Annotated in this window: 21 protein-coding genes and 1 pseudogene; 12 read left to right on the plus strand and 10 right to left on the minus strand. The window is 54.5% G+C overall.

The window, feature by feature from the left end; all coding sequences use genetic code 11:
• Nucleotides 1–15: 15 nt before the first annotated feature.
• The 10 genes from ACFQRK_RS19945 to ACFQRK_RS19990 all read left to right on the plus strand — a co-directional run bounded on the left by ACFQRK_RS19945 (nt 16) and on the right by ACFQRK_RS19990 (nt 15,204).
• Nucleotides 16–1,557: a RagB/SusD family nutrient uptake outer membrane protein gene (locus ACFQRK_RS19945; protein WP_379009854.1), complete on the plus strand. Its 1,542-nt coding sequence runs from the start codon at nt 16–18 to the stop codon at nt 1,555–1,557.
• 10 nt (nt 1,558–1,567) lie between these two features.
• Nucleotides 1,568–2,677, plus strand: coding sequence for a discoidin domain-containing protein (locus tag ACFQRK_RS19950; protein WP_379009855.1), 1,110 nt, complete (start codon nt 1,568–1,570; stop codon nt 2,675–2,677).
• 12 nt (nt 2,678–2,689) lie between these two features.
• Nucleotides 2,690–3,781 (plus strand): DUF5007 domain-containing protein, encoded by a 1,092-nt coding sequence (locus ACFQRK_RS19955; RefSeq protein ID WP_379009857.1) that lies wholly within the window; start codon nt 2,690–2,692, stop codon nt 3,779–3,781.
• A 22-nt stretch (nt 3,782–3,803) separates the two neighbouring features.
• Nucleotides 3,804–6,944: a SusC/RagA family TonB-linked outer membrane protein gene (locus ACFQRK_RS19960; protein WP_379009858.1), complete on the plus strand. Its 3,141-nt coding sequence runs from the start codon at nt 3,804–3,806 to the stop codon at nt 6,942–6,944.
• Nucleotides 6,945–6,957: 13 nt separating this feature from the next.
• On the plus strand, nt 6,958–8,472 hold the full coding sequence (locus ACFQRK_RS19965) for a RagB/SusD family nutrient uptake outer membrane protein (RefSeq protein WP_379009859.1): 1,515 nt from the start codon (nt 6,958–6,960) through the stop codon (nt 8,470–8,472).
• 11 nt (nt 8,473–8,483) lie between these two features.
• Nucleotides 8,484–9,299, plus strand: coding sequence for a hypothetical protein (locus tag ACFQRK_RS19970; protein WP_379009860.1), 816 nt, complete (start codon nt 8,484–8,486; stop codon nt 9,297–9,299).
• Between the two features lie 10 nt (nt 9,300–9,309).
• Nucleotides 9,310–10,926, plus strand: coding sequence for a DUF5008 domain-containing protein (locus ACFQRK_RS19975; RefSeq protein ID WP_379009862.1), 1,617 nt, complete (start codon nt 9,310–9,312; stop codon nt 10,924–10,926).
• Nucleotides 10,927–10,937: 11 nt separating this feature from the next.
• A complete protein-coding gene (locus tag ACFQRK_RS19980; protein WP_379009863.1) occupies nt 10,938–12,671 on the plus strand; it encodes an alkaline phosphatase family protein in 1,734 nt (577 codons plus the stop codon).
• 47 nt (nt 12,672–12,718) lie between these two features.
• The gene (locus ACFQRK_RS19985; protein ID WP_379009864.1) at nt 12,719–14,101 is read left to right on the plus strand and encodes a discoidin domain-containing protein; all 1,383 of its coding nucleotides are present in this window, start codon (nt 12,719–12,721) and stop codon (nt 14,099–14,101) included.
• A 68-nt stretch (nt 14,102–14,169) separates the two neighbouring features.
• A complete protein-coding gene (locus ACFQRK_RS19990) occupies nt 14,170–15,204 on the plus strand; it encodes a PKD domain-containing protein (RefSeq protein WP_379009866.1) in 1,035 nt (344 codons plus the stop codon).
• 484 nt (nt 15,205–15,688) lie between these two features.
• Here the strand turns inward: ACFQRK_RS19990 and ACFQRK_RS19995 are convergent, their stop codons facing one another.
• The 4 genes and pseudogenes from ACFQRK_RS19995 to ACFQRK_RS20010 form a co-directional block, all read right to left on the minus strand.
• A complete protein-coding gene (locus ACFQRK_RS19995) occupies nt 15,689–16,129 on the minus strand; it encodes a hypothetical protein (RefSeq protein WP_379009868.1) in 441 nt (146 codons plus the stop codon).
• A gap of 354 nt (nt 16,130–16,483) precedes the next feature.
• A complete protein-coding gene (locus ACFQRK_RS20000) occupies nt 16,484–16,927 on the minus strand; it encodes a hypothetical protein (RefSeq protein WP_379009870.1) in 444 nt (147 codons plus the stop codon).
• Between the two features lie 2 nt (nt 16,928–16,929).
• On the minus strand, nt 16,930–17,391 hold the full coding sequence (locus ACFQRK_RS20005) for a hypothetical protein (protein ID WP_379009871.1): 462 nt from the start codon (nt 17,389–17,391) through the stop codon (nt 16,930–16,932).
• A 225-nt stretch (nt 17,392–17,616) separates the two neighbouring features.
• A pseudogene (locus tag ACFQRK_RS20010) lies at nt 17,617–17,733 on the minus strand (hypothetical protein); the annotation flags it as partial.
• Between the two features lie 299 nt (nt 17,734–18,032).
• Between ACFQRK_RS20010 and ACFQRK_RS20015 the strand changes: the two are divergent.
• Nucleotides 18,033–18,398, plus strand: a complete 366-nt coding sequence (locus tag ACFQRK_RS20015; protein WP_379009872.1) for a hypothetical protein — start codon at nt 18,033–18,035, stop codon at nt 18,396–18,398.
• A gap of 166 nt (nt 18,399–18,564) precedes the next feature.
• Here ACFQRK_RS20015 and ACFQRK_RS20020 read toward each other — a convergent pair whose 3' ends face one another.
• The 4 genes from ACFQRK_RS20020 to ACFQRK_RS20035 are packed head-to-tail and all read right to left on the minus strand — an operon-like array spanning nt 18,565 to nt 22,113.
• On the minus strand, nt 18,565–19,422 hold the full coding sequence (locus ACFQRK_RS20020) for a tyrosine-type recombinase/integrase (RefSeq protein ID WP_379009873.1): 858 nt from the start codon (nt 19,420–19,422) through the stop codon (nt 18,565–18,567).
• Nucleotides 19,412–20,323: a tyrosine-type recombinase/integrase gene (locus tag ACFQRK_RS20025; protein WP_379009874.1), complete on the minus strand. Its 912-nt coding sequence runs from the start codon at nt 20,321–20,323 to the stop codon at nt 19,412–19,414. Before ACFQRK_RS20025 ends, ACFQRK_RS20020 begins: the two co-directional genes overlap by 11 nt.
• Complete coding sequence (locus ACFQRK_RS20030) at nt 20,313–21,929, minus strand: hypothetical protein (protein ID WP_379009876.1); 1,617 nt, start codon at nt 21,927–21,929, stop codon at nt 20,313–20,315. Before ACFQRK_RS20030 ends, ACFQRK_RS20025 begins: the two co-directional genes overlap by 11 nt.
• Nucleotides 21,916–22,113, minus strand: coding sequence for a SymE family type I addiction module toxin (locus ACFQRK_RS20035; protein ID WP_379009877.1), 198 nt, complete (start codon nt 22,111–22,113; stop codon nt 21,916–21,918). Before ACFQRK_RS20035 ends, ACFQRK_RS20030 begins: the two co-directional genes overlap by 14 nt.
• 156 nt (nt 22,114–22,269) lie before the next feature.
• Between ACFQRK_RS20035 and ACFQRK_RS20040 the strand changes: the two genes are divergently transcribed.
• The gene (locus tag ACFQRK_RS20040; protein ID WP_379009879.1) at nt 22,270–22,602 is read left to right on the plus strand and encodes a helix-turn-helix domain-containing protein; all 333 of its coding nucleotides are present in this window, start codon (nt 22,270–22,272) and stop codon (nt 22,600–22,602) included.
• A 46-nt stretch (nt 22,603–22,648) separates the two neighbouring features.
• Here ACFQRK_RS20040 and ACFQRK_RS20045 read toward each other — a convergent pair whose 3' ends face one another.
• Nucleotides 22,649–23,002, minus strand: a complete 354-nt coding sequence (locus ACFQRK_RS20045; protein ID WP_379009881.1) for a DUF1493 family protein — start codon at nt 23,000–23,002, stop codon at nt 22,649–22,651.
• A 5-nt stretch (nt 23,003–23,007) separates the two neighbouring features.
• Nucleotides 23,008–23,640, minus strand: coding sequence for a hypothetical protein (locus ACFQRK_RS20050; protein WP_379009883.1), 633 nt, complete (start codon nt 23,638–23,640; stop codon nt 23,008–23,010).
• Nucleotides 23,641–23,878 lie beyond the last annotated feature (238 nt).

The raw sequence follows: 23,878 nt of genomic DNA on the forward strand, positions 1-23,878 counted from the left end.
GCACAAAGATACATCATGAGTAAACCGACAAATCGCAACTTACCGAGCCTACGGCTGATCACCTGGGGCGCTGTGGCCATCCTACTGTGGATGACGGGTGGGTGCAAAAAAATGCTTGACATCGATTCGTCGCGCGTGGTGGGCGAAGAAAACATGTGGAATTCGCTGGAAGACACCCGTGCCGCGGTAATGGGAACCTACGGCCTGGTACGTGCGGCGCTGGCCGATTACAACGCCCACTGGCTTTATGGCGACGTCCGCGCGGGCGAATTTACCAGTCCCTCGAGACAAGATCTCCGCGCCATCATCAGCAATGACCTCACTGCCTCGTATCCATCGCTGGAAGCCCTCTCGAACTGGCGGCGTTGGTATGCGGTGATCAATTCGGCCAACATCTTCCTGGAGCGCGTGCATGAGGTGCACGAAAAAGACCTCCGGTATACGGAAAACAACATGGTCGTAGACATTGCCCAAGTCCGGTTCCTGCGTGCCTTCGCCTATTTTTACATGGTCAGGAACTGGGGAGATGTACCGCTGATCGTCTCCTCGCACGATGGGAATTTTGAAAACAAACCCCGTGAAAACCAGGACCGGGTGCTGGCCTGGGCGGAGCAGGAAATGCTGGCTGCGGCGGCCGACCTCCCCTATCGTTACAGTGCAAACGACGAACAGCAGCAGGGCAATTACTATAACGAAACAACAGGTCGTTGGGATGGTGCGTTAGCGCGCAAGTTAACGGCATATGCCGTACTTGCGCACCTGGCGGCCTGGCAGGGGGACTATCCCTCCGTAGCCAATTACAGCAAGTTTGTGATCGACAATTACCAACGCGCTTCAAACGGTTACATCTCTACCGACCACCTCACCGGGGCAAACGGGTTTTTCTTCAATAAGAATACCAATCAGCTATTCGGCTTTGCTTTTGACTGGGGCCATGTCGATGCCTCTTTTACGGGCCATATCGAAGAACTGACACTGGCCGAACCGGTGGTCAACAAGCGCATCCCCGACATCTACCTGCCGAAGGATTCGATCATCAACATCTTCAACGAAGGCGGCGACGAGCGCTTCAGTCTGGACACCTTGGGCACCCCCGTATCCGAGCGGTATTTTTCCAACTATAACGGCCGGTACCCGATTTTCAGCAAAATCAAATGCATCATGGGCGGGGTAAACGACCCCTCGTTCCGGATTTTCACTAGCGCCATCGTATTCACGCGGCTGGAAGACGTCACGCTGCTGCGCGCCGAAGCGCTGGCCGTATTGGGTGAGCGCTCGGGTGCCATCGAGAACCTCGATGCAATCCGCACACGGCGCGGACTGGACCCGTACAACGAGGAAGTCAACGGCGACCTGCTCAACGCCATCTTTCTGGAACGCCAGCGCGAATTGATGGGCGAAGGCCACCGTTGGTATGACCTGGTACGCTACAACCGCATCCGGCCCGGCCATCCGGTGATCAGCCGGTTGATTACCCAACAAGGCATCTACTGGCCCATTGCCCAGACCCTGCTGGATCAGAATAACCTATTGACTCAAAACGAATACTGGCAATAACCCCGTAACCATGAAGAAACTGATCAATTTTTGCTATTGGCTGCTCCTGGGATTGTTGGTAACCTCCTGTGCCAAAGATGGCGGTTACTACAATCCGGAACCCATTGACAAACAGTTCGTGGGAGACACCTATGCCTACCTGAAAAGCCAACCGGGCGTGTACGACTCGCTGCTCAGCGTGATCGACCGACTGGAACTGGCAGAGACGCTCCGCGACAGCGACATCACGTTGTTTGCGCTGACCAACGAAAGCTTTCAGCTGGCGATCGCAAACCTGAACAACGTCCGCTTTTTGGCCGATAAGCCATCGGAATACCTGTCAACCGTCGATTACGAACACTTGGATACGATGCTGACCCAATACATAATCCGCGGCAAGTACCCAACGGATTCGATGCGGTTGCAAGACGGCATCAGCCTGACGGCCATCCGCTACAACTACCCCATGCACGCCAAGCTGGCGCACACCACCTCTACCGGATTCCGCGATGGCGGACCTTCGACCATTGAATTCAGCGACACCAAGCGCAGTCAGTTCCGGCGCAACTGGATCACGACCCACACCGGGTCGATCAACATCCAAACCGACAACGGGTTTGTACACGTCGTCAATAGCGATCATGTATTCGGTTTCGGTGATTTCATCAGCCGGCTTACCTACGTCCCGCCACCACCCAACCTGTTTAAGCTGATCGGCGGCGAATGGAAAACCTCGCGCGAAAATCCCGGCGGTCCGACCGCCATCGAAGCTGCGGAATTCGCCTTTGACGGAAACCGGGAAACCAAGTTCTTCCTCAACAACTTCAACGGCGTTTGGCTGCAATTTGAACTGGAGGAACCTGCGGTTGCCGGGGCCTACACCCTCACGTCGGCGAACGACCTGCCGCAGCGCGACCCGATCGACTGGAACGTGCAGGGCTCACAAGACGGCGAGAATTGGACTACCCTTGATTCGAAATCCGGGCAGATCTTCGAGGAGCGGTTCCAGCTGAAGGTATTCCGCATCCGCAACGAAGTGGCGTATAAGTTCTACCGGCTCAACGTAACCCGCATACGCAGCGGCAGTGATTTCCAGATCGCCGACTGGACGATGAACGCACCCGATAGTGAGGAGAATTAAACGAACAAGACCATGAGAAGATACCCATTCCATATCGTCATCCCCTGCATCCTGGCAGCCTCGCTTGCGGGCGGCTGTAAGGACGTACTGGATTTGCCCGAAGAACGGGAATACCTGAGCAAAAACATCAATTACGGCACACAACTGCTGGAGCCCGTTATCGGGCGGACCAACCTGATGGGGATTTTCAACTCCGACGACTCGTCGCTGCCGCTGACCTTCGAAATTGTCAATGCCCGGTATGGCGACGGCCGGCCGGTTACCGACCTGTTCCAGGTGCGGCCCACCTACGTGTGGATCGACGCGTACGATGGCTATGAAAAATCGCTGGAAGAAATCGAAGCCAAGCGTCGCCTGGAAGACCGCCCCTTGTTTGAAGTCCGCGAGTCGGGACAGTTCATTCTCTGGGGTTCGTCCACCAACGACCTCATCGAGCCCCGCCCGACGGACAGCAGCAACCTCGTGCAGGATATCCGCTTTTTCGACCTGAAGGTATCCAACTCCGGCGGAACCGTTTACTTACGGGACTTTCAGCTCATCCCCTGGCGGGAGCAGCCCTATTACCCGTACACGGATACCAATCCGTATACCGGTGAACCGGCCCCCGATCCGGTGGATCCAGCCAATCCGGACAAGCAAGACTACATCCGTCCGCGATTGGACAAGGTCATCGGCGCCAATTCCAATAAACCGCTGCAGAGCAATGACAACGTCAAGGACGTCGTGGTTTACATCCGTCCGTTTGAAGGCGGCAACGGCCATAACCTCCGCCTGAAGTTCATGCGCCCCGACGGTACATTTATGAATCCCGACGAGTTCAACGAAACGAAGTGGAACCAGCTGATCCACGGTTTCAACATCGTCAAAACGGCCGAGTACGTCCAATACGACGTAGCCTATCCCATTCCCCTGGTCAATGTCGCCACCCCGTACACCAACGGAAACGGAAGCAGTGCCAGCATTGATATCGAATACTCCCGCCGGGGATTCGGCGGCGTGCGGGAATATGCATCGTTCGGACTGGACTTCAACATTTACCGAGCGGGCAACTGGGAAATCATATTCCATTTTAGAAACGAACTACCAAAGTTTGAAGATGAATAAGTTACACATCAATTTCTTCAGTATGAAGTCTGTACGATTGATCGGGATAGTTATCGGGTTACTGGCCACCGTGGGTGCCTACGGGCAGGCCAACGTAACCGTGGCGGGGAATGTCGTCGATGAAAACCGCCAGCCGTTTGCCGGCGTCACCGTGTTCGTGGGACGCCCGTTGCGCGCCTTGGGTACCACCGACGAAAACGGGAACTTCCGCTTTTCGGTTCCCCCCGGCTCTACATTGGTGTTCCGGATTATCGGCTATCAGGAGCAGTCGCGAAAGGTCGGCGCCGACCGCGAGAGCCTCCGCATCCAGCTGGCGCCGGACGCAAATGCGCTGGAAGAGGTGGTGATCCGCGGCTACCAGAAGCGTTCCAAAGAGTTAAGCACAGGTTCGTCGTTCGCCATCAGCGGCGAGCAGGTGCAGGACATTCCCGTCGCCAATGTGGAGCAGCTCCTCCAGGGCCGGGTGCCGGGTATGAACATCCAGTTAAACACCGGCGCTCCCGGCTTCCGGGGCTCTACCCAGATACGGGGCCTTTCGACCATCTCCATGACGGGCAGTGGCAACCAGTCGTTTCTGCAGCCCACCTCACCGCTCTATGTCATCGACGGGGTACCGATGGACGCTGACCGCGCCACGGAGTACGGGTTCCAGCAACAAGGACCCGGTATCAGTCCGCTCTCCCTCATCCCGCAGGAAGACATCGCCAGCATTGAAATCCTGAAAGACGCCCAGGCGACGTCGCTGTACGGCTCCATGGCCGCCTACGGGGTGATCATCATCACCACCAAACGGGGCAACTCACCCATCCCCCGCGTGCGGTACACCCACAATTCCTTCGTAAAAACACCGCCCAAGCTGCGCGAAACCTTGGGCGGGAACCTGGAGCGGCAGCTCAAACTGAGGCAGATCTATGAAAATGCGCAGGACTTTTGGGATTTGTGGCTCGTGTCTCAATCGGGAATGCTCTCCGACAGCCTCAACGCGTACTGGAACAACTCGACCAACTGGCAGGATTACTACTACCGCACCATCTACAACCAGAGCCATAACCTGGCGATCGACGGCGGTGATCAGCTGTTCAACTACAAGGCCAACCTGGGTTATTTTTCCGATCAGGGCATCATCCGCAATACGGGCTTCCAGCGCTATAACGCCAACCTGCGCATGGAATACCAGCCCGCCGACCGCCGCTTTCAGATTATCGGCTCGGTAACCGGCCAACTGGGGCAGCAGAGCGTGGGCGACGGCATCGGGATGCTGCAGACCGGGATTGCCGAAAACGGGTTGTCCTCCACCCTGCTTCCGCCTCCATCCTTCTACCAGGCCGGTGGCAGCCACGCCTCCGCGTTGAACACCGACAACGACAACGCGACCCGGTTGATCCGGTCGAACCTGGAGGCCAGCTACGAATTCATCCAGGGGCTCCGCGCCAGCACGAATGTCAGCTATGAATTCGAGTCGAAAACCGAAGACACCTTCACGCCCGCCGTTGCCAACAACCAGTTTGCGCGGGTCTATTCGTACAACGGCCGGACGACGCAGCTCTACAACCGGAACAGTCTCAACTATTCACGGACCTTCGGCGAGCGGCACAACCTGTTCGTCAATTTCTTCAACGAGTTCCGCATCGCGGGCCGTCAGAGCTCCGTTACGCGGCAGGAACGCAGTCCGAACGACCAATTACAGGGGCCGATCGGCTTTGACGGGTACTTTTCCCGCGGCGGCGGATTGCTGGATGACTATGCCGATGAGCGGGCCGCATCTTTTGCGTTTGCCGCTTCTTACGACTTTGACAAACGGTACGTCCTCGATCTCTCCTACCGTTTGGACGGCTCCTCGGCCAACGGGTTCGAGAACCTGTACGCTCGCAATCCGGCCATCGGATTCCGCTGGAATTTTGACAAAGAGCCCTTTCTAGCCGGCCTCGATTGGCTGGACTACGGGGCACTGCGCTTAAGCTGGGGAGTTAACATCATCCCCACCGGCACGCTGGAGCGGATCTACGGAAAATTCAACATCACCGGCAACTACAACGGGCAGCAGGGTATCGGTCTCGATTTCGACCAGATTCCCAACCCGAACCTGATGCCCAAGACCAATACGCAATACAACCTGGGGTTCGATTTCTCCCTTTTCAACAACCGTCTGGAAGTGATCTACGACACTTATTACAAGAAAGTTGAAAACGAGCTGTTCGAACAACCCCTTTCCAACATCACCGGATTCAACAAATTGTTCAGCAACGGTGCCGGCATCGTGAACTACGGCCATGAGCTGTTCCTGATGATCCGGCCGCTGCCGATCAACAGCGATTTCAGTCTGTCGTTCTCCGTCAACGGCGCCATCAACCACGACGTGCTGCTCAGCTTGCCGGACGGCTTCGATGGGCAATTTATCCGCTGGGAATTCGACGCGAACCAGCACTTGCAGCACGTCATTCTCCGCGTGGGCGGCGCGTCGCTGGCCAACTACCTACGTATCAACGACGGCGTGTACTCGACCGATCAGGACGTGCCGGTAGATCCGGTTACGGGGCTCCGGTACCAAACCAACGGCCAGTTTTTCCAGGGCGGGGATCCCATTCTGCGCGATCTGAACGGCGACTACATCCTCGACGGCTACGACTACCGCCGAACCGGCAATTCGCAGCCGATTTTCACGGGTGGTTTATCGGCGATGCTTACCTACAAAAACTTCGGACTTAACATCAACGGATCATTTACCGGAAAACGGACGATCCTGAACAATGCATTGGCCCAGCGGATGGGACTGATGCGGGACCCTTTTGCTAATAACGCGGTGGTACCGCTGGACGACATCAACATGTGGCAGCAGCCGGGCGACAGGGCCCAATATCCCTATGCCTACGACTACCGTCGCTTCGGCACCATCCTGCCCTTCCGGTTCGACCAGACACTCTGGGCGGAGGACGGCACCTATTTCAAAATCAACAGCCTGGTGCTGTCCTATATGTTTGAGCGCGATTTCATCCAGCGCTTTGGGATCGATAACCTGCGGGTCTACCTGTCCGGCGAAAACCTCCATACATTTTCCCGCTATTCAGGCCCCAACCCCGAAAACGTGACCACCATGGGTCGCGATGTCTCGGAAGGCTATCCCGTACCGCGCACCTACAACATCGGTTTTAATCTTGGATTTTAACGAGCAGGAGATCATGAAAAAAAGAATAGCTATTTTGGTCCTATTATTCGCCTCGTATTCGTGCAAAGAATTCCTGACGGTAGAACCCCTGGACCGCCTCACGGGCAATAACTTCTACCAATCGGTAGCCGATGTGGAAACCAACATTGCCAACATGTACAGCATGTTCTTCGATAAACTCAATGAAGGCTGGATCATCGGCGGGATCGGCGAAGTACGTTCGGGCGAAGTCTTTGCCTCGCCCAATGGCAACAGTTACTCCTCCCGACGCGTGGTGGAAGTGCTGGGACGGAATGACCTGCTCACCGCCATGGATCCCACGCAACCCTGGGAGTGGTATCACTACGAACGGGTTACGAACTGGACGCGGTACTACCAGGTAATCCAGACCGCCAACATCCTCATCGACAAGCTCAACGAAGGCATCCCCGGCCTGAGCGACACCGAAAAAAAGCGGTACCTGGCGGAGGCCACGTTTATCCGGTGTTTTACGTACTTCTGGATGGTCCGCCTGTATGGCGATGTCGTATACTACACCGAACCCTATCAGGAAGAGGCGTTGCCGCGGGAGCCGATGGTTTCAGTGATGAACAAATGCCTGGACGACCTGCGCCCGCATAAGGACAACATCCCCTGGACGTATTCAGATCCTGCCCTGAAAGGTGCGCGTGCCTCGCGTGGCAGTATCATTGCCCTGCTCATGCACATGAACATGTGGAACGCCGGCTTTGACCGCAACAACCGGCAGCGCTATTACGAGGAGGCAGCCGCCCTGGGTACGGAGCTGATTGAAAGCAATGCCTACCGCCTCTATCCCCTTACGGAAGAAGGATGGGCTACCGTGATGAAGGGCCGTTCGGACGAAAGCCTCTTCGAGTTTTACCGAAGCATTAACTACCAGGATGAAAACGTACCGTTGTCACCTTTTGGCGATCATTTCCTGCGGTGGCCCTATAAATTCCCACGCTACAATAACCAGATCAGCCATTGCTATTTCATCGACACCTACATGGCCAAGCTGTACCCTGCAGGGGTAGCCGATAAGCGGCGCGATTTCTGGTTTACCGACATGCTCTCCAACAGCGGGCAGTTCACCGCCGTGAAATTCGGATTTAACGTATACGCGTCGGGCAACGAAGACCGCAATCCGGACAATACCTTTATGATTTTCCGCTATGCCGATGCCATCCTGCTGCATGCGGAAGCGTTGGCCGAATTATCCCGCGATACCGAGGCCATTGCGTCACTCAACCTGATCCGCGACCGTGCGGAAGCGACGCCCTATACGGGTACCGGCGGCGCGATGTTGAAGGATTTTATCTTCTGGGAGCGGTGCCGAGAATTATTCGGCGAGGGGCATAGGTATTTTGATTTGGTGCGCACGCAGCGCATCATGAACCCCACATTTGCCCGCAATCCGCTGAACTCCGACCAATACAACCGCCGGGCGTGGACCTGGCCGATTGATCCGGTGGCACGGGCCAACAATCCGCGGATTGTGTTGAATGAATATTGGTTAAGTAGGTAATGTTACGAATTATGGAGCGATCAATAACGATGAATACGCGTAAACGGACCTGTATAAACACGGTTTGGACGGCCGCCTTGGCGATGCTGGTGGCCCCCTTCTTCTTTTCTTCCTGCAAACAGGATGAGTATTACACCGACGGCGGAAAGGCTAACCCGTATTTCGACGGAACCCTAATGGGCTACCTGGACTCGCGTCCCATCGAGCTGGACTCGGTGGCGGCCGTCGTCCGGCTAGCGGGCCTGGAAGAGGTCTTGAACACCGAAGAACTGACCTTCTTCGCCCCTAAAGACGAAGAGATCCGGCGGCTGATCGGACAGGTGGGCTATGAAGGTGAGGATTTCTTTTTGACGAATGGTGCAAACCAGCAACTTTACGACCTCGGACTGGACACCATCCAGACCCTGGCCGACATTGATTCCGTGATCTGGCGGAAATACCTGGAGCGGTACCTGTTCCACGGCAAAAAGCTATTGATGGACTATCCACAGATTGACTTCGATATTCTGAGTACCTTCGGCGGCGAAAATTACTTGGCCTATAACAACACGATCAGCAACATCGGCGTGGTGTTCAACGATGCCGTCACCGATGCAGGGAAACCAACGGAGACCCGCCTGAAATACATGGGTTACCGGCAATTGCACATTTCGTACATCCCGAATATTTCGGACCCCGACCCGGGGCGATGGATCACCCATCCGGTTTCCTCCTCAGATATTCAACCCCACAACGGCGTGGTGCACGTACTGGATTTCAATCGGGGTGGAGGCTTTGGTTTCAACCGGCAGGAAGTAATCCAGGACATTATTCAAAGTAAACGATAAGAGCGGTTCTATGACAAATTCATTCAAAATAGCGTGTTTATTCAGCTTGGCCGGATTGGGTCTGTTGACCTGCTCCGAAAAAGTAACGGATCCGGAAGCACCGTACGGTCCCGGCAAGGAGCCCTTGGGCATCCTCATCAACCGCAGCCAGACACCGACACCCGCCAACGGCCTACCTGGCACGGAGGTAACCATCAACGCCACGGGCTTGGTTCCCTTTAGCGAGCAACTGGTGTTCCGGTTCAATGGAGAAATGGCGGAAGTAACCGAAGTAACCGAAGAACATATCAAAGTAGTCGTACCCGATTTTGCCAGCACCGGCGTAACCTCCATTTCGGTCGGCGACGTCGTCGTCTTCGGGCCGCAGTTTGAGGTCACCGGCAAAATCAACCCCGATCCAAGTTTCAACGTCACACAGGGCACGGACGGTCCCGTGCTGCGGGTGATCCAAACAAACGACGATCGGATGTTGGTGGTAGGTGGGTTCACCGACTATAACAACAAGGGCATTGTCCGTCCCATTAACCGGATCGCCCGGGCCTTTGCCGACGGAACCTACGATGCCAGCCTCCGGTCGGGCGGCGGCGCCAACGGTGCGATCGCCGACATCATCCGTTTCGGCAATGGTTACCTGGTCGCCGGATTTTTCAGCGGCTACAGCCAGCGCAGTGCAGACATCAGCAACCTGACCCGCATTCACGAGAATGGTACCATCGATACCATGGGCGTACACCCCTTCCGCCGCCCTGACCAACAGGATACCATCAAGTATTATCCAAGTTTCAACGGAGGATTCGATGGCTTTGTGGGTAAACTGTACGAACAAGGCGGCAAGGTATTGGCAACCGGCAGCTTCCGTTACTACATCAGCCGTCGGTACGACCAACCGAACCGGCTCGAGACACGGGATAGCGTGATTCTGGACAGTATCGAAATCCGCCAAATCGCCCGGCTGAACGCCGACGGCAGTCTCGACAAGACCTACCGATTCAACACAGCCACCGGAAAAGGAATGGAAGCCGGCAACGGCGCCGCCGCCACCGTCCTGCACGAGTCGGGCGGTCAGCAGGGCAAACTGTTGGTCTATGGCAACTTCACCCGCTTCGATGGCCAGGCCGCGGGCCGGATTGTACGGCTCAAAGCCGACGGAACCCTTGACGAAACCTTCAACCCCGGCGGCACCGGCGCCGACCAACCGATTTCGAGCGCCCAGTACAACCCCGTTACGGGCAAATACCTGATTGCAGGCGAATTCCGCAATTACAACGGACAGCCCGCGCGGCAGCTCGCCATGCTCAACGAGGACGGCACCCTTGATGAAGCCTTTGTTCCCCAGGCGTTCGAAGGCGGGAGCCCCGAATTCATCAAGCAGCTGAGCGACGGAAAGATCATCGTTGCTGGCGACTTCCGTACCTACAACGGCATTGCACGCAACGGGTTTATGGTGCTCGACGAAAGCGGCGCACTGCTGGCCGGCTACAACGCTACCGGTCTGTTCAGTGGCGGAATCAGCGACATTATGGAAACCACCGCTGCCGACGGGCGCCGTGCCCTGCTGATCTATGGCAGTATTGCGCTGTTTAACGGAGAGCCCGCAAACAATTTTATCCGGGTAACAATCGATTAACTGTTTTACGCATGAGAATACCACATCGCATTATGACCTCGAATCCCTATATCTCAAAGACCTTCCGGTTGCTGTTGCCGACCGTGCTGGCGCTCACGGGCCTGTGGGCTTGCCGTGAGGAGTTTGCCCGTAAGATTCCAGATAACGCCTACACGGACAGCGTTGACGTTGCCTTCGGTACGCCGCGGGTATTGTATATCATTGCCGACGGCGCCCGGGGGAAATCGGTACAAGCGGCCGCCCCGCCGGTCATCAGTTCGTTGCTCCCCAACTCCATCTATTCATGGGAATCGCTTTCCGACGAAGAAACGGGCGACCAAAATGGCACGAACTGGGCCGATATGCTCACCGGCGTGCAGAAAGCCAAACACGGCATCCAAGGGGATGACTTCGAAGACAACCACCTGGCAGACTTTCCGTTGCTGTTTGAACGCATACAGGCGGCCAATCCCGAAAGTGACGTTCGGGTGTATACCTCCTCGCCCCTGTTCGCCGAGTACCTGACCGAGGGGACCGACGTGCATGAACTGCTGGACAATGACCAGGCAGTAAAGGACGCGGCAATCATGGCCCTGGGAACCGACACGGTCACGATGGTGACCGCCCATTTCACCGGTATTGACGAAGCAGGCAGCCAGTATGGGTATGACCTGTCCGTACCGCAATACCGCGATGCGATCCTGGCTTTTGACAGCTCGGTGGGCGAAATCCTCGATGCCGTGAAGAACCGGCCCAATTACGAAGCGGAAAACTGGCTGGTGGTCATCACGTCCAGCAAGGGAGGCGACTACCCGATTCCCGATGAGGAGAACGACAACACCATTTTCAGCAACCCCGAAGTGAATACGTTTACGATATTCCATTCGCTGCGCTACCAACGGCGGATTGTTTCCAAACCCTTCCTGGGCATCCGGTTCCAGGGCGATTTCGTCCGCTTCCGGCAGCAGCTGCGGGGTGAAGTAACCGCTGGCGACAACGATATTTACAATTTGGATGACGATGCCTTTACCATCGAGCTGAAGGTGAAGAAAAACCCCGGTCCGAACAACAACTACCGGTACAACTACCCCGCCCTGCTGAACAAGCGCGAACGGTGGACCTGGGATTTCGTGGGCTGGACCATTTTCCTGGAAGAAGATTTCTGGATGTTCAACGCCCGAGGCCTCGGCAATAACGTGGGTCAGACCCGGGGCGGCACATTGGCCAACGCGACGTGGAACAGCATCGCCGTGGTGGGCGTAATCCGCGATAACGAGCGGTTTGTCCGCACCTACACCAACGGGCAGTTCAACAACGAAGTGAACATCACGGGTTACGGCAGCATTACGAATAACTTCCCGCTGATGCTTGGCGGGCAATCGGACAACGGCCAGGCCGACTGCTACATCAGCGATGTGCGGTTCTGGAAGGTAGCCTTGCCCGACGACGTCATTTCGCAATATTCCTGCGAGATCGGCGTACCGGAAGACCACCCCTACTACGATTTCCTCGCCGGCCTGTGGCCGGTGGTCGGCTCGGAAGGCAACACCCTCGACGACATGGGACCCCTTGGCAGTCACATGACCCTTGGCGGGGCCGACATCACGCGCCAATACCAGTCTGACTTTGTCTGTGCACCCAGTTCGGCGGATCTCGGGGCACTGGTCCCGCGGAATGTGGACATACCGGCCCAGATCATCAGCTGGCTGAAAATACCGCGATTGGAAAGCTGGCAATTGGACGGCCGGGTGTGGCTGGATCAGTAACCGGCAAAGCGATCGACTGTTAACGAAAATTTGCTATCCATTACGATATGAACGCAATAACACGCATACGCACATTGAGCACGCTGGCCCTAGCCATGCTCCTGTTCCAAACCTGTACCGATCACGCGCTGGAATCGTTTGACATTGAGGCGACCGATCCCAGTGCTGTATCGCCAAAGGAGACCGTGGGCGAGCCCCGCAAGGAAGGCGAGCGGCTGATCGTGCCGCTGGCCATCCAACTGTCGCAATCGGCAGGCAAAGCCTTCCAGGTGGAAATCCAACTCAACCAGGATACCTTGACCCAATTGATCGACGAAGGCGAACTGGAAGATGTCCTGCCAATTCCCAATGAACACCTCGTGGTGCCCAACGCGGTGACGATCCCCTTCGGTGCAGACAGCGCCGTCTTTGAAGTGGCCATCAACATCAGCTTTCTGGAGCGCAATTACGGCAAGCAGGTAGCCTTTGCTTACCGGTTGGCAAATCCCGGAAAAGGTAACACATTGGCTAGCGGCACCACCGGCGGCATCGTGACGCTCAATACGACGGACGTTTTACGGCCCGAAGAAATCCGCTACCTATCCCTCACCAATGGCGGCGGCACGGTATTGGAAGTGCGCAACCGGCAGAACTACCAGGTCCAGTCGGGCGGACTCAACGTGGCGTTGGGCATCTCGCTGGCCGGCGCGCCCGGCAGGGCCTTTACCGTAGGCGCGAAGCTCAATCCCGATACGGTTGCTACCCTGATCGACGCCGGTGTCCTGCCGGAAAATACCATCGCGCTGGATCTTAGCCGGGTTACCATGGATACCCTCCGCCGGATCGGCTCCAACATCAGCTCCGCACCGTTGGATGTCTTCGTGCAATGGTCGGTCATCGAGCAGCACATGGATAAACTCCTGGCCGTGCCCGTGGTGCTCACCAATCCCTCTACCCACGTATTGGATGAGCAAAAGAAATCGGCTATCATCTTGATTTATCCCGAGCACGTATTGGAGGTGGACGTTACCAACGAGGGCACATATAGTGTCAGCCGCGATAACGGCGGCGGAGCGGAAGGCGGGGAAGGTTCGCTTAAACTGGTTGACAACAACACCCAGACGAAGTTCCTCGTAGGCGATTACCGGGCCGATCTGTGGACGCAGTTGGTCTACGCTACGCCGACGAAATTAGGCGCTTATACGCTTACCTCGGCCAACGACGCGCCCGACCGGGATCCGAAAGACTGGAAACTACTGGGATCCAATGACGGGGAGACCTGGACGGAGCTCGACAGCCGAACCGGCGAAATATTTACCGAGCGCTTCCAAACGAAACGCTATGAATTCAGCACGGAAGCATCCTATACGCATTACCGCCTCGAGTTTGGCGTCAACAACGGAAGTAACCTCTGGCAACTCGCAGAATGGCGGGTGATCCGGGTGCCCTGATACCCAGGCAACGTATGGGTAACCTATTAAAAAAATAAAACGCAGTTTGTACGATGACAACGATCCAAATGGCAACGATAACAATCACAAGGACGCTAGGTATTGCTTTGCTTTTTCAGCTGACGCTTTTATCCTGCAAAGATGAATCGGTTCCGGCACCTGAACCGGAGGAACCGAAGCCCAGTGCGGGGTTTTCGATGACCCAGGTCTCTGAAGACGACCCTTTTACCTACTCGTTTACCAACGAAGGAACCAATTATGCAATGGTGCGCTGGGAATTCGGCGACGACAGCGTTTCGCTGGAAGAATCACCGACGCATACCTTTTTGCGGACGGGTAACTTCCGGATTAAGCTGCGGACCGAAAACGGCCAGGGCTTCTGGGCAGAAAAGGAAGCGGTGGTTAACATCGTTCCCGACAGCCTGATCGAGGTGACCGCTACCCCCAAACCGGGGGGTAGCCTCGACCTTTCGGTGGCCGCCAATATCGCGGTAGACAGTATTTTTTGGTACAAAGGCGTAGGTGTGGGCGGTGAATTCCTAAACAACAACGAGGTGGTAAACATTTCGGTTGCCCCGGGGCAGTTTGAAGACTATACGCTGCGGGTAAAAACGCCGAATGGTTCCATTGCCGAAATCTCCCGACTGCTAACCGACCTGGGCGTGGTACGCGACGTTACCAACCGGGGTGCGCTGAGCGTTTCCCGCGACAACAGCGGTGGCAAATTCGCCGGCGAAGGTTCATTAAAACTCACGGACAACGACATTCAGACGAAATTCCTGCAGTTTGATTACGTGGGCGACCTTTGGTTCCAGCTGGATTTTTACGAGCCGATCGTTCTCGGTGCATACACCCTTACTTCGGCTAATGACGTCCCGGATCGCGATCCCAAAAACTGGAAACTGGAAGGTTCGATGGATGGAAACACGTGGACACTGCTGGATGAACGGAACGATGAGACTTTCGCGGAACGCTTTATGACCAAAACGTATACGTTTACCAATCATACGGCGTATCGGTATTACCGGGTTTCGGTCACTTCCGTAATAGCAGGTGGGTTATTTCAAATCGCGGAATGGCGGATGCTGCAATTGCCGCAGTAGTATGGTTTGGGGCAACCACCGTATCCGCTTTTCTGAGACGTATTTATTGATTTGATGGCGGGAGGTCTGTTGTTTTCAGGTCTTTAAACTGAAACAACAGACCTATTCCCAGAACAAGCGTAATCAAATTAACCCCAAAAAGCACATTGTCTGACACTTGTCGTGCATTTGAAAAACCTGAAGTTCCTCTTGAAAGAACACAACTTCCTAATGTATGACCTTGTTTTGGCACCAAAATTGAAGGTGCTGTATTGGCATTATAGCCTGGAACAAATTTTTCATGAGTGGTCTTTTAGTGGTCTTTGTCCAACGTGATGAGCTTCCAAACCGGCTTCGACACCTTTCAAAGTATTATATGAGCCTACCTCGAAAACCCGACTTACCCCCTTATGTAATGGTTGCACTTATTACTTTCACATTAGCAATAAGTGCAACTAAAACCAACAGCAATATCTTGACAAACAACTTCATTCTGATTTTTCTTTTACAATTCGACAGAGAGATATTTCTGTAAGACACTTGGTGGCTCGCCTAGTATGCTCCTTCGTATGTATTCACTAATGTTTAAATGAAAATCATATACCGCCTTTTCAAAATCTACAAATGTCGTTTCTATCACTGTTGATGAAAAAGAGGCAACTATTTTTAATTTTTCTCTTTGTCTTGAAAATTCTAATGTTTCCGCATTTTCTGTAAACTCAAAATATTCTTTAGTGGTATCATTTGCTTTTAGATTACTAACAATCATTTGCAAACAATAGGCAAAATCTAACAATGGTATCCATTCCCATTCCATTTCAATCTCTGCATGGGACGAAAACAAAGACACATTACCCAATAAAAAATCATATCGGATTTCTTCATCAGAGATATACTCAATTTCTTGAAGTTGCTCTGTTATTATTTTATATTCTATTCTAAACATTACAACACTATTTAAAATGGAAACGCTGTAATGACATTTCCGTTTGTTCCAATGACAACTCTCAAGCTTGATGTGGGTGCACCGCCTGATGTTGTACCAATCACTCTACCAAAATTATATTCTGCTATTGTTCCGGCACGTCCCATTGTATTAGCTCGGAAAACACCTTGCGTTGTGGTAGTATTAATCATACTCTTTAAACCCGCCCCTGTTGTCCCTTCTGCAAACTTCCCTGCACCTTTAGCACCACTCGTAAACCAATGGCGAGCAATTATATGGTCTAAACCTTTTTGAGTTAAATTAGCCGCTCCAGGTTTCAGTAGTAACTGTCTTCCCCCCTCAGCGGCTCCCTTACTATTCCTCGCTTAATTCTTTTTCCAACTCTATCTTTCGCCTGAAATAAATTCGTTGCGATTCTTCATCTTTTTCTACAATGAGATTTTCATAAGCTTTTTTATCAAAGGATAGTTCATAATAACCAAAGATGGCTTGTACAAAAGGATAAATATCTTCGTCTTTTTCTATCAATCTAAAGTGCCAATTTGGGTTTACGTTACTATCAACAACTTCAAATAGTTGACAGGGACAGGCAGAAATGAACCCATTATCATCTATTAAATAGGCTTGGTAAGTTTCAAAAATAATTAAACCCATTACCAAATACTCTTTCCCTATCTCAACCCCACCATATTCACTAAAACCAGTAGCACCAAACCTACCCATCATTTCTTTTTGTAAAGCCTTATATTCATAAGACCTTAATGCTTCACCGGTATTATATAAACATCGAACTTTCATAATTATTTAAATTTAAAATCATCAACAGCCTTCAAAACTCCATTTTCCCATTTCCCGACATAATGAATAATAGCATTTACTCCTTTTTCAGTTTTAACCTTGTATTCCATTTTAGTCCAACCAGACCAACGGGCATCTTTCATTCCCTCCATTAATCTTGTACCTAAGTGTGGATTTGCCATAGCATCTTTCATCGCCATCTGCTCAACCAAATTATTTGCAGTAGTTCTACCTGTAGAACCTAAACCTAAAGGCTTGAGTCCCGTCTTAGCGGCAATATTTCCGACTCCTCGAATAGCTGCGCCCCCCATCTTTGCAATTGGAAGCACACTCACAGCCCCCAGCGTGGCATCACCCAGCCCCATGTTATTACCCATAATATCCTTGCCCGTAAAAGCGTAGGTAATGCTATTCAGAATATGGGTCGTGGGCAAGAACTGATTCACCTTGTCCAGGCCGTACATAATTCGGTCATAAGTACTTCCACTGCCGTCGCCCCCGTAGTTCCTGACTGAACTCACGGGCGCAGGTACAAATGGCTGGCCTACGGTCACTTCAGCAAGCATCCCCCCCTGTCTCGTCCAGTTACTACCATCATAGACATACGTCGCCCCACCCGTGGAATTGTATACCTGACCCGTTGAGGGATCCTTGACTTTCTCCTCGCATTCCGGGCACATCCCGCTTGGGTCATCGTATACCGCCGGACTATTCCAGGCATAGGCATACGGGGACTTGTCAAACTGGCTGCTATGCTCAGCCAACGGATCAACCGTGCCCCACCTTCCGATCACCGGGTCATACAGCCTCGCGCTGTAGTCTTATGACCTTCCGCGGATTTTTCGCGTTCCGGCCGTTTTCCCTACAGCCGGATTTCCGCTTGCTCAAAGAACGTCTTACACCCCAAAGATAATGTTTTTGCGGATTGTCCGGCCACTGTTTTTTCGGTTGCTTTCGGGCAACCAACCTTAACCTGCCCGCGCGGCGAGCGCCCGCCGGAGGCACATTTTTATTGCTTTTTGGGCCTGTGCTGTTAAGGGTTAGCCGTCCGTCGCAGCAAAGGTAGCCCTCGAATGACGGGCAGTAAAGGGCTTTCGCGGCATAAATGCTCGCTGCGCTCCGCTTTATTCCACGGTCCCTTGACAGCCCGCCCTTCTCCCGCTCTCGGTGGCTTAACGGAAGGCAACCCCGGAAGTGTGCCTGCTCGGAGGCCGGAAAGGCAGCCCCCGCTGCGGATGGGCGGGCTCCGGTATCAGCGGTAGCCATGTGCGGCCCGTCCATTCGCGGCGGGGCTCCAAAGGGGTTTGGGGATTGGAAGATTCCCCAACAGACAGCTGCCATGCTGCCGCAGGCCCGCGCTTTGACCGACCGGGGGGAGATGCGCATACGGCGGGATGGGGTAGCGGCTATTTTGCATAATGCCCTTATGGGGCGGTGGGTTGTTGCTTTGGCCCTTGGGCAAGCACCATAAGTACGCATTATGTAACTTAGCTTCGGTATCCGGGGCGGTGGGACCGGGATTACGGGCCGGCTCTTTGGCGCATGGCGGCAATGTGCCGGCGGACGGGCCCGTGGTGGGTTCCCGCCGCCACGGTGCGTGCAGGCCGCGGGTTGGGGTTCAATGCCTATTGTATTGCTTATTTAAGCGGATGGTGCTTTTCCAGCGCTTCCCTGAGGTCTTCGAGGCTGGTGGTTAGGTAACGTTCGGTACTGCTCACGTAGCGGTGGCCCGCCATGTACTGCACCTGCCGCAGGTTTTTGGTCTTCAGCCATTCGGTGATGACGCTCTGACGCAGCTGCGTGGCATTGCGCACCCTTGGGTCGATGCGCCGCAAAGCATGGCAGAGGTGCAATAGGGTGTTGTTCAGGCTTGGGTTGCCGTCCCTGCCCATGAACAGCCTTTGCGGGTCGCCGCCGAGTTTCGGCCGGATGGCCAGTGCGTACTCCTGCAGGTCGAGTATCTGGTGCGGCTCCAGCGTGAGGATGCGGGCATTGTTCTTGTTGGTCTGCGGGATGTGCAGCTTCCCCTCCCGCAGTTTCAGGTGCTCCGGCCGGAGCGTTTCCAGTTCCTCGCGGGTGATGCCCTGATGGACCAGCAGGCCAAGGATGGTTTTGTTACGGTGGGTACGGTCATCGGTCACCGTGTATTTTTCATGGAGGCTGTCAAGTTCCTCACGCTCCAGCAGCCCCGTGGGTACCGTCCGCACCGCTCCCCGCACTTTCAGCCCCGATGCCGGGTTGCCGCTGGCCGTGCCCTCTTTGTTCAGCCATGCGAAGTAATACCGTAACGACAGCAGGACACGGTTGGTTTGGTTTACGCTGCTGCCCTCCCGCCTGAGGGCATCGGTGAAGTCCAGCACCTCATGGTGCGTGGCCTGCTGCAGCGTATGCCCTTCACGCTCCAGCCACGCAAGGAAGTAACCCGCGTTGCGCACGTGCTGGCTGACCGTCGCTGCTTTCTGCTTTTCGCCCTGCAGGTAGGTTTCAAAGTCCATCGGTGATATGGGTGTATATCTGCGTGGATTCAAGGCTTTCATGGCCGAGGAACCGCTGGATATGCTCCAGCCCCATCCCCGATTCCAGCAGGTGCGTGGCGATGCTGTGCCGCAGGGTGTGCAGGCCCACCGCCTTGCCGATACCCGCCGCAGCCTTCAGCCGCACGAGCCTGCACAGGGGTTGCCTTAGCCGCCTGCCCACCCGGTTCACCAGCAGGGCGTTTTCGTTCCTGCCGTTAAGCAGGTGCGGCCTGCCATGGAGCAGGTAGGCTTCCACGTCGGCTTTGTTCCTTCCGGTGAGCGGCACGAAGCGTGCCCTGTAGCCCTTGCCTTTCCGTACCAGCACAAGGCCTTTGTCCAGCAGGATGTCGCCCGCATCCAGCGCGATGCCCTCGTTCTTCCGCAGCCCGCACCCGTAGTACAGCGCAAGCATCGCACGGTCACGCAGGCCGTACACATCATCGCCCGTGGCTTTGTAAAGCCTGTTTATCTCCTGCCGGGTGAGCACTTCCCCCAAGTTGCTGCTTTTGCCCGTGAGGCCCACGTTCACCGTGAAGCTGCCCTGACCGCTCTCGGCAAGGTACCTCGCGAACTTGCGTACCACCTGCAGGTGCTTGCGGATGTAGTTCTTGGATATCGCCCCGCCACGCCTTTTGTTGGGCCGCAGGTAAAGGTGGTTCAGGTAGTTTCCGAGGTGGGTTTCCGTGATGGATTCGGGGCTGTGGCAGCCGTTCGTTTCAAGGTAGGCCATGAACTCCCCGAGCATCTTCGGCATATCCCTTTGGCTGGTGGGCTCGAAGTTCAGGATGCGCAGCCATTCCGAAAAGCCTGCCTGCAGACGCAGGTAAAGGGGATTTTTGGGGCCCGCAAAGTTGCCTGCCTCACGTTTTTCAACCTTCATGGGTCACTGCCCCTTTCTTACTGGATTTCTGCGCGTTGTGTAACCCACCGGGGTTTTGGGTCACCCGCGGGTTACTGCCCGCCTGCCGGACACGGTCAAGGATGCCCGATATGAGTTTTTGCGTATCCCCGGCCAGTGTTTCCATGTCATCCCAGCGCTGCACCCTGTACTCGAAGCCCTTGTAGCGGTTGCCCTTTGCGATGCGGATATGGCCCATGCGGTCGAGTTCGTACAGGTAGCGCCCCAGGCTGCTCGGGCTCACCCGCAGCGGGCCCCGCACATCGCGGCCGTAAAAGCTGTCCGTGCCCTGCTTCTTCAGGTGCGCCTTCAGCCGCTCGAAGAAGCCGCGGCAGGCATCGGAGAGTTCATCGCTTTTTTTCAATAAGGTATCTTCCAGCAGCGTAAAGGCCGCCTGTATGTCCTCCGGCGTGCTCTCGATGTACAGCTCCCCCGTAACCCCGTCGGTTTTGAGCTTGCGCTGGTACTGGTGGTACCAGGTAATCGTTTCGGTGAACAGCAGCAATAGCAGCATCGTCCTTCTCGGTTTGAACACCGCCTCCGGCAGCTGCAGGTAAGTGGCGTAGGGGTTGCGCACGCTGATTGGTTGCAATAGCCGCTGCACGTTTTTCATGCGTTCTTTCACCGTACGCTGGGCCGCTTCATCGATGAGCCCTGCGCTCAACCGCCGCTGGTAGTCCATGATGCGGCCGTCCTGCTCCGCGCTACCGTCCATGTAAAGCAGTATGCAGCGGTTGGCGTTGTCCTCGTACAGCTTCTCCCTTGTCGTGCAGCCCGATACGCATACCGGCCCTTCCACCTCCAGCGTCACCGTTTTCAGGTTCCCCTTGTTGTCCTTCAGCGTCACCGTCTTGCTTATCCGGCGCTTGCTCTGCAGCTCGCGCAGCGGGTAAAGCACCGACTCCGCCCCGTCGAGGTCCTCTATCAATAGCAGCCTGTGCCGCAGTTCCTCCCGCCCGAAGTAGTAGAACGCGTTGCTCGACAGCGTGGTGATTTCCAGTTTGTCCTCCTCCGGCATCAGTTCCGATACCTTCTCCTGCAGCCACGTCTTGCCCGTGCCGCTCGCACCCAGGCACATCAGGTGCAGCGGCACCCGGCGCTTCCTCGATGTGTAGACAAGGTAGGCCACCATGGCATTGGTCTGCTCCCCGACCACGCCGCTGGCCGCTATCGCTTCCTTCGTTCTTTGGAGCAGGTGCGGGGATTTCAGGAACTTCAGGGCCTCTTTGCGCTCGGATTCGGTGAGCTGCTTTTTCTCCGCCTGCTTCGGCTTCATCGCCTCCAGCCGTTCCGAACGGTAACCCTCCAGCGCCGCCGTGAGGTGGTCCAGGCATTGGGCCAGTTCGCTTTCCGCCATGTCCAGCGCCTCCGAGGCCCGCTCGGCCAGCTGGCCGCACTGGATGCCGTTGTACAGGTCAAGGTTGTGGCGGTAGGCCTTCTCGACCCTGCCCTGCACGGTGAGTTTCAGCGTCACCCGCAGGCGGTCGAGGCCTGTCAGTTTGATGCCGCCCAGCACCGTCACATGGAGTTTCCCCTCCGTGTAGGCCAGCAGCTCCGGGTTGTCCGCGTGCAGCCTACCCCCTGCCATGACGCGCCGGGGTGATGATGAGTCTGCCCTCGCTTACCTCGATGCTGACCGTGCGGCCCATTGCGAAGCCGCTCGCTTCCAGCCATACCCCCGATATGCGCAGTTCCGGAACCCGGCGGGTGCCCGATGAAAGGTAGCGGTATTTCGGCTGGAGTTTCGCGTTCCTGGTGTGTCTTGTTGCCATAGCTGATTTTTTTGATTTTCCTACAATGGAACTATCAGACACAAAAGTAAAAGATACGACCGAAACAAGCAAGCCCTATCGGATTTTTTTATGCACTTTATTTACGTATTTTTGCATTAACACGTAATTATCATACACAATTGGATGTTTTGGGCCATGGAAACAGGTAACATCATACAGGCATTGCGCAAGGATAGGGGCTGGTCGCAGGGCGAACTGGCCACCGAGAGCGGCGTGTCGCGCGAGATGATTGGCAAGTACGAGCGCGGCGATGCCGTGCCCTCCATCGAGGCCGCAAAGAAGCTGGCAAGGGCGCTGGGCGTCACGCTCGACTACCTGGGCGGCGAGGCCGACGGCCCCGCCTTCGACCGGAAGACCGCCGAACGGATGAAGGACATCGACAGGCTCGATGCCGCCGAACGGGAGCATGTCTTCGCCCTGCTCGACGCCTTCCTCGCAAAGAGCAAGATGCAGGCGATACTCAAGTAAAAAAGAAGCCACCGCCAATAGTGATAGAACGGCTCCCTAATTGATTTTAATCGGTTTGATGGATTATTTCATCATCCAGTCGTCCATATTTTATTCCATTATATAGATGACGTACCGTCAATGCTTTCCTACTATTCTCTCGTGTTCCAAAAATCTCATGCAGTAATGATGGCAGGACACTTCTCCCTTCCGAAGAGAAGTAATCCGCTGCCATAAAACGCTTAACATCGACATTGTATTTTTTGGCATATTTCAAGATGAATTCAACGGCATCATCACCATATATGCCTAAGTCGTCTTCTAACCGAGTATCAAGGCAAATAGGTTCATCATCTACGAAAGACTCCTTTCTAACGAATAGAAAAAGGTCGTCTGCAACTTTATCTGAATATTCCATCATTTATTTCATTTTGCAAACATATAAAACGTTTGGGGGTCAGACCTTAGTTTGTAATAATCGCCAGCACCCGAACTGAAAGCACCGATACCCAGTCCCACAGCCTCTTTATTATCCAATATGTCATAAGAGGTGATTACCCACCCCACTCCGGGGACCATCCTTCCTAAAAATCGACCCAAAACAGCAGTTCCCGCTTTTTTTGCTGCCTTTTTGCTTACAACACCTATTACTTTTCGTTCAGCCTGTTTTAGAGCCGGAATGTTTTGAGGAAATACTTTGGATAAAGTGTAGGAGGCGATAGAAGAACCCGGTTGGGATCCCAGCGCACCCACCGGCTTTAGAAAAACAATGGGTTCTCCCAAGGCAATCATTGACGGCCCCAACCAGTGAGGCACTCCAAAATTATTACGGTAACCCGTTACAGTCACTTCATCTAACTGATTAACTTTATTTGTATCGAGACCAAAGGGATCGTTATATATAAGCGGGTTATTCAGAACATAGGAGTAAGGGCTTGAATTATAATGAATAGCCGAATTATCAGCGGTTATCATATTGCGAGGCCCCAAAAACCCAAACATATTTCCAAACTCTTTCCTTCCTTCACTCAAAGCATAGTCATCTGCTTCGTAACCCATTTCCCTTAGATTTGAAGAAAAGACATCCCTAAACTCTGACCAATACTCATCTTCTTGTAGCGGATCCACCGCTCCCCACCTTCCAATCACCGGGTCGTAGAACCTCGCGCCGTAGTCTTATGACCTTCCGCGGATTTTTCGCGTTCCGGCCGTTTTCCCTACAGCCGGATTTCCGCTTGCTCAAAGAACGTCTTACACCCCAAAGATAATGTTTTTGCGGATTGTCCGGCCACTGTTT

This window comes from Parapedobacter sp. GCM10030251 (assembly GCF_042666505.1).
Taxonomy (GTDB): Bacteria; Bacteroidota; Bacteroidia; order Sphingobacteriales; family Sphingobacteriaceae; genus Parapedobacter.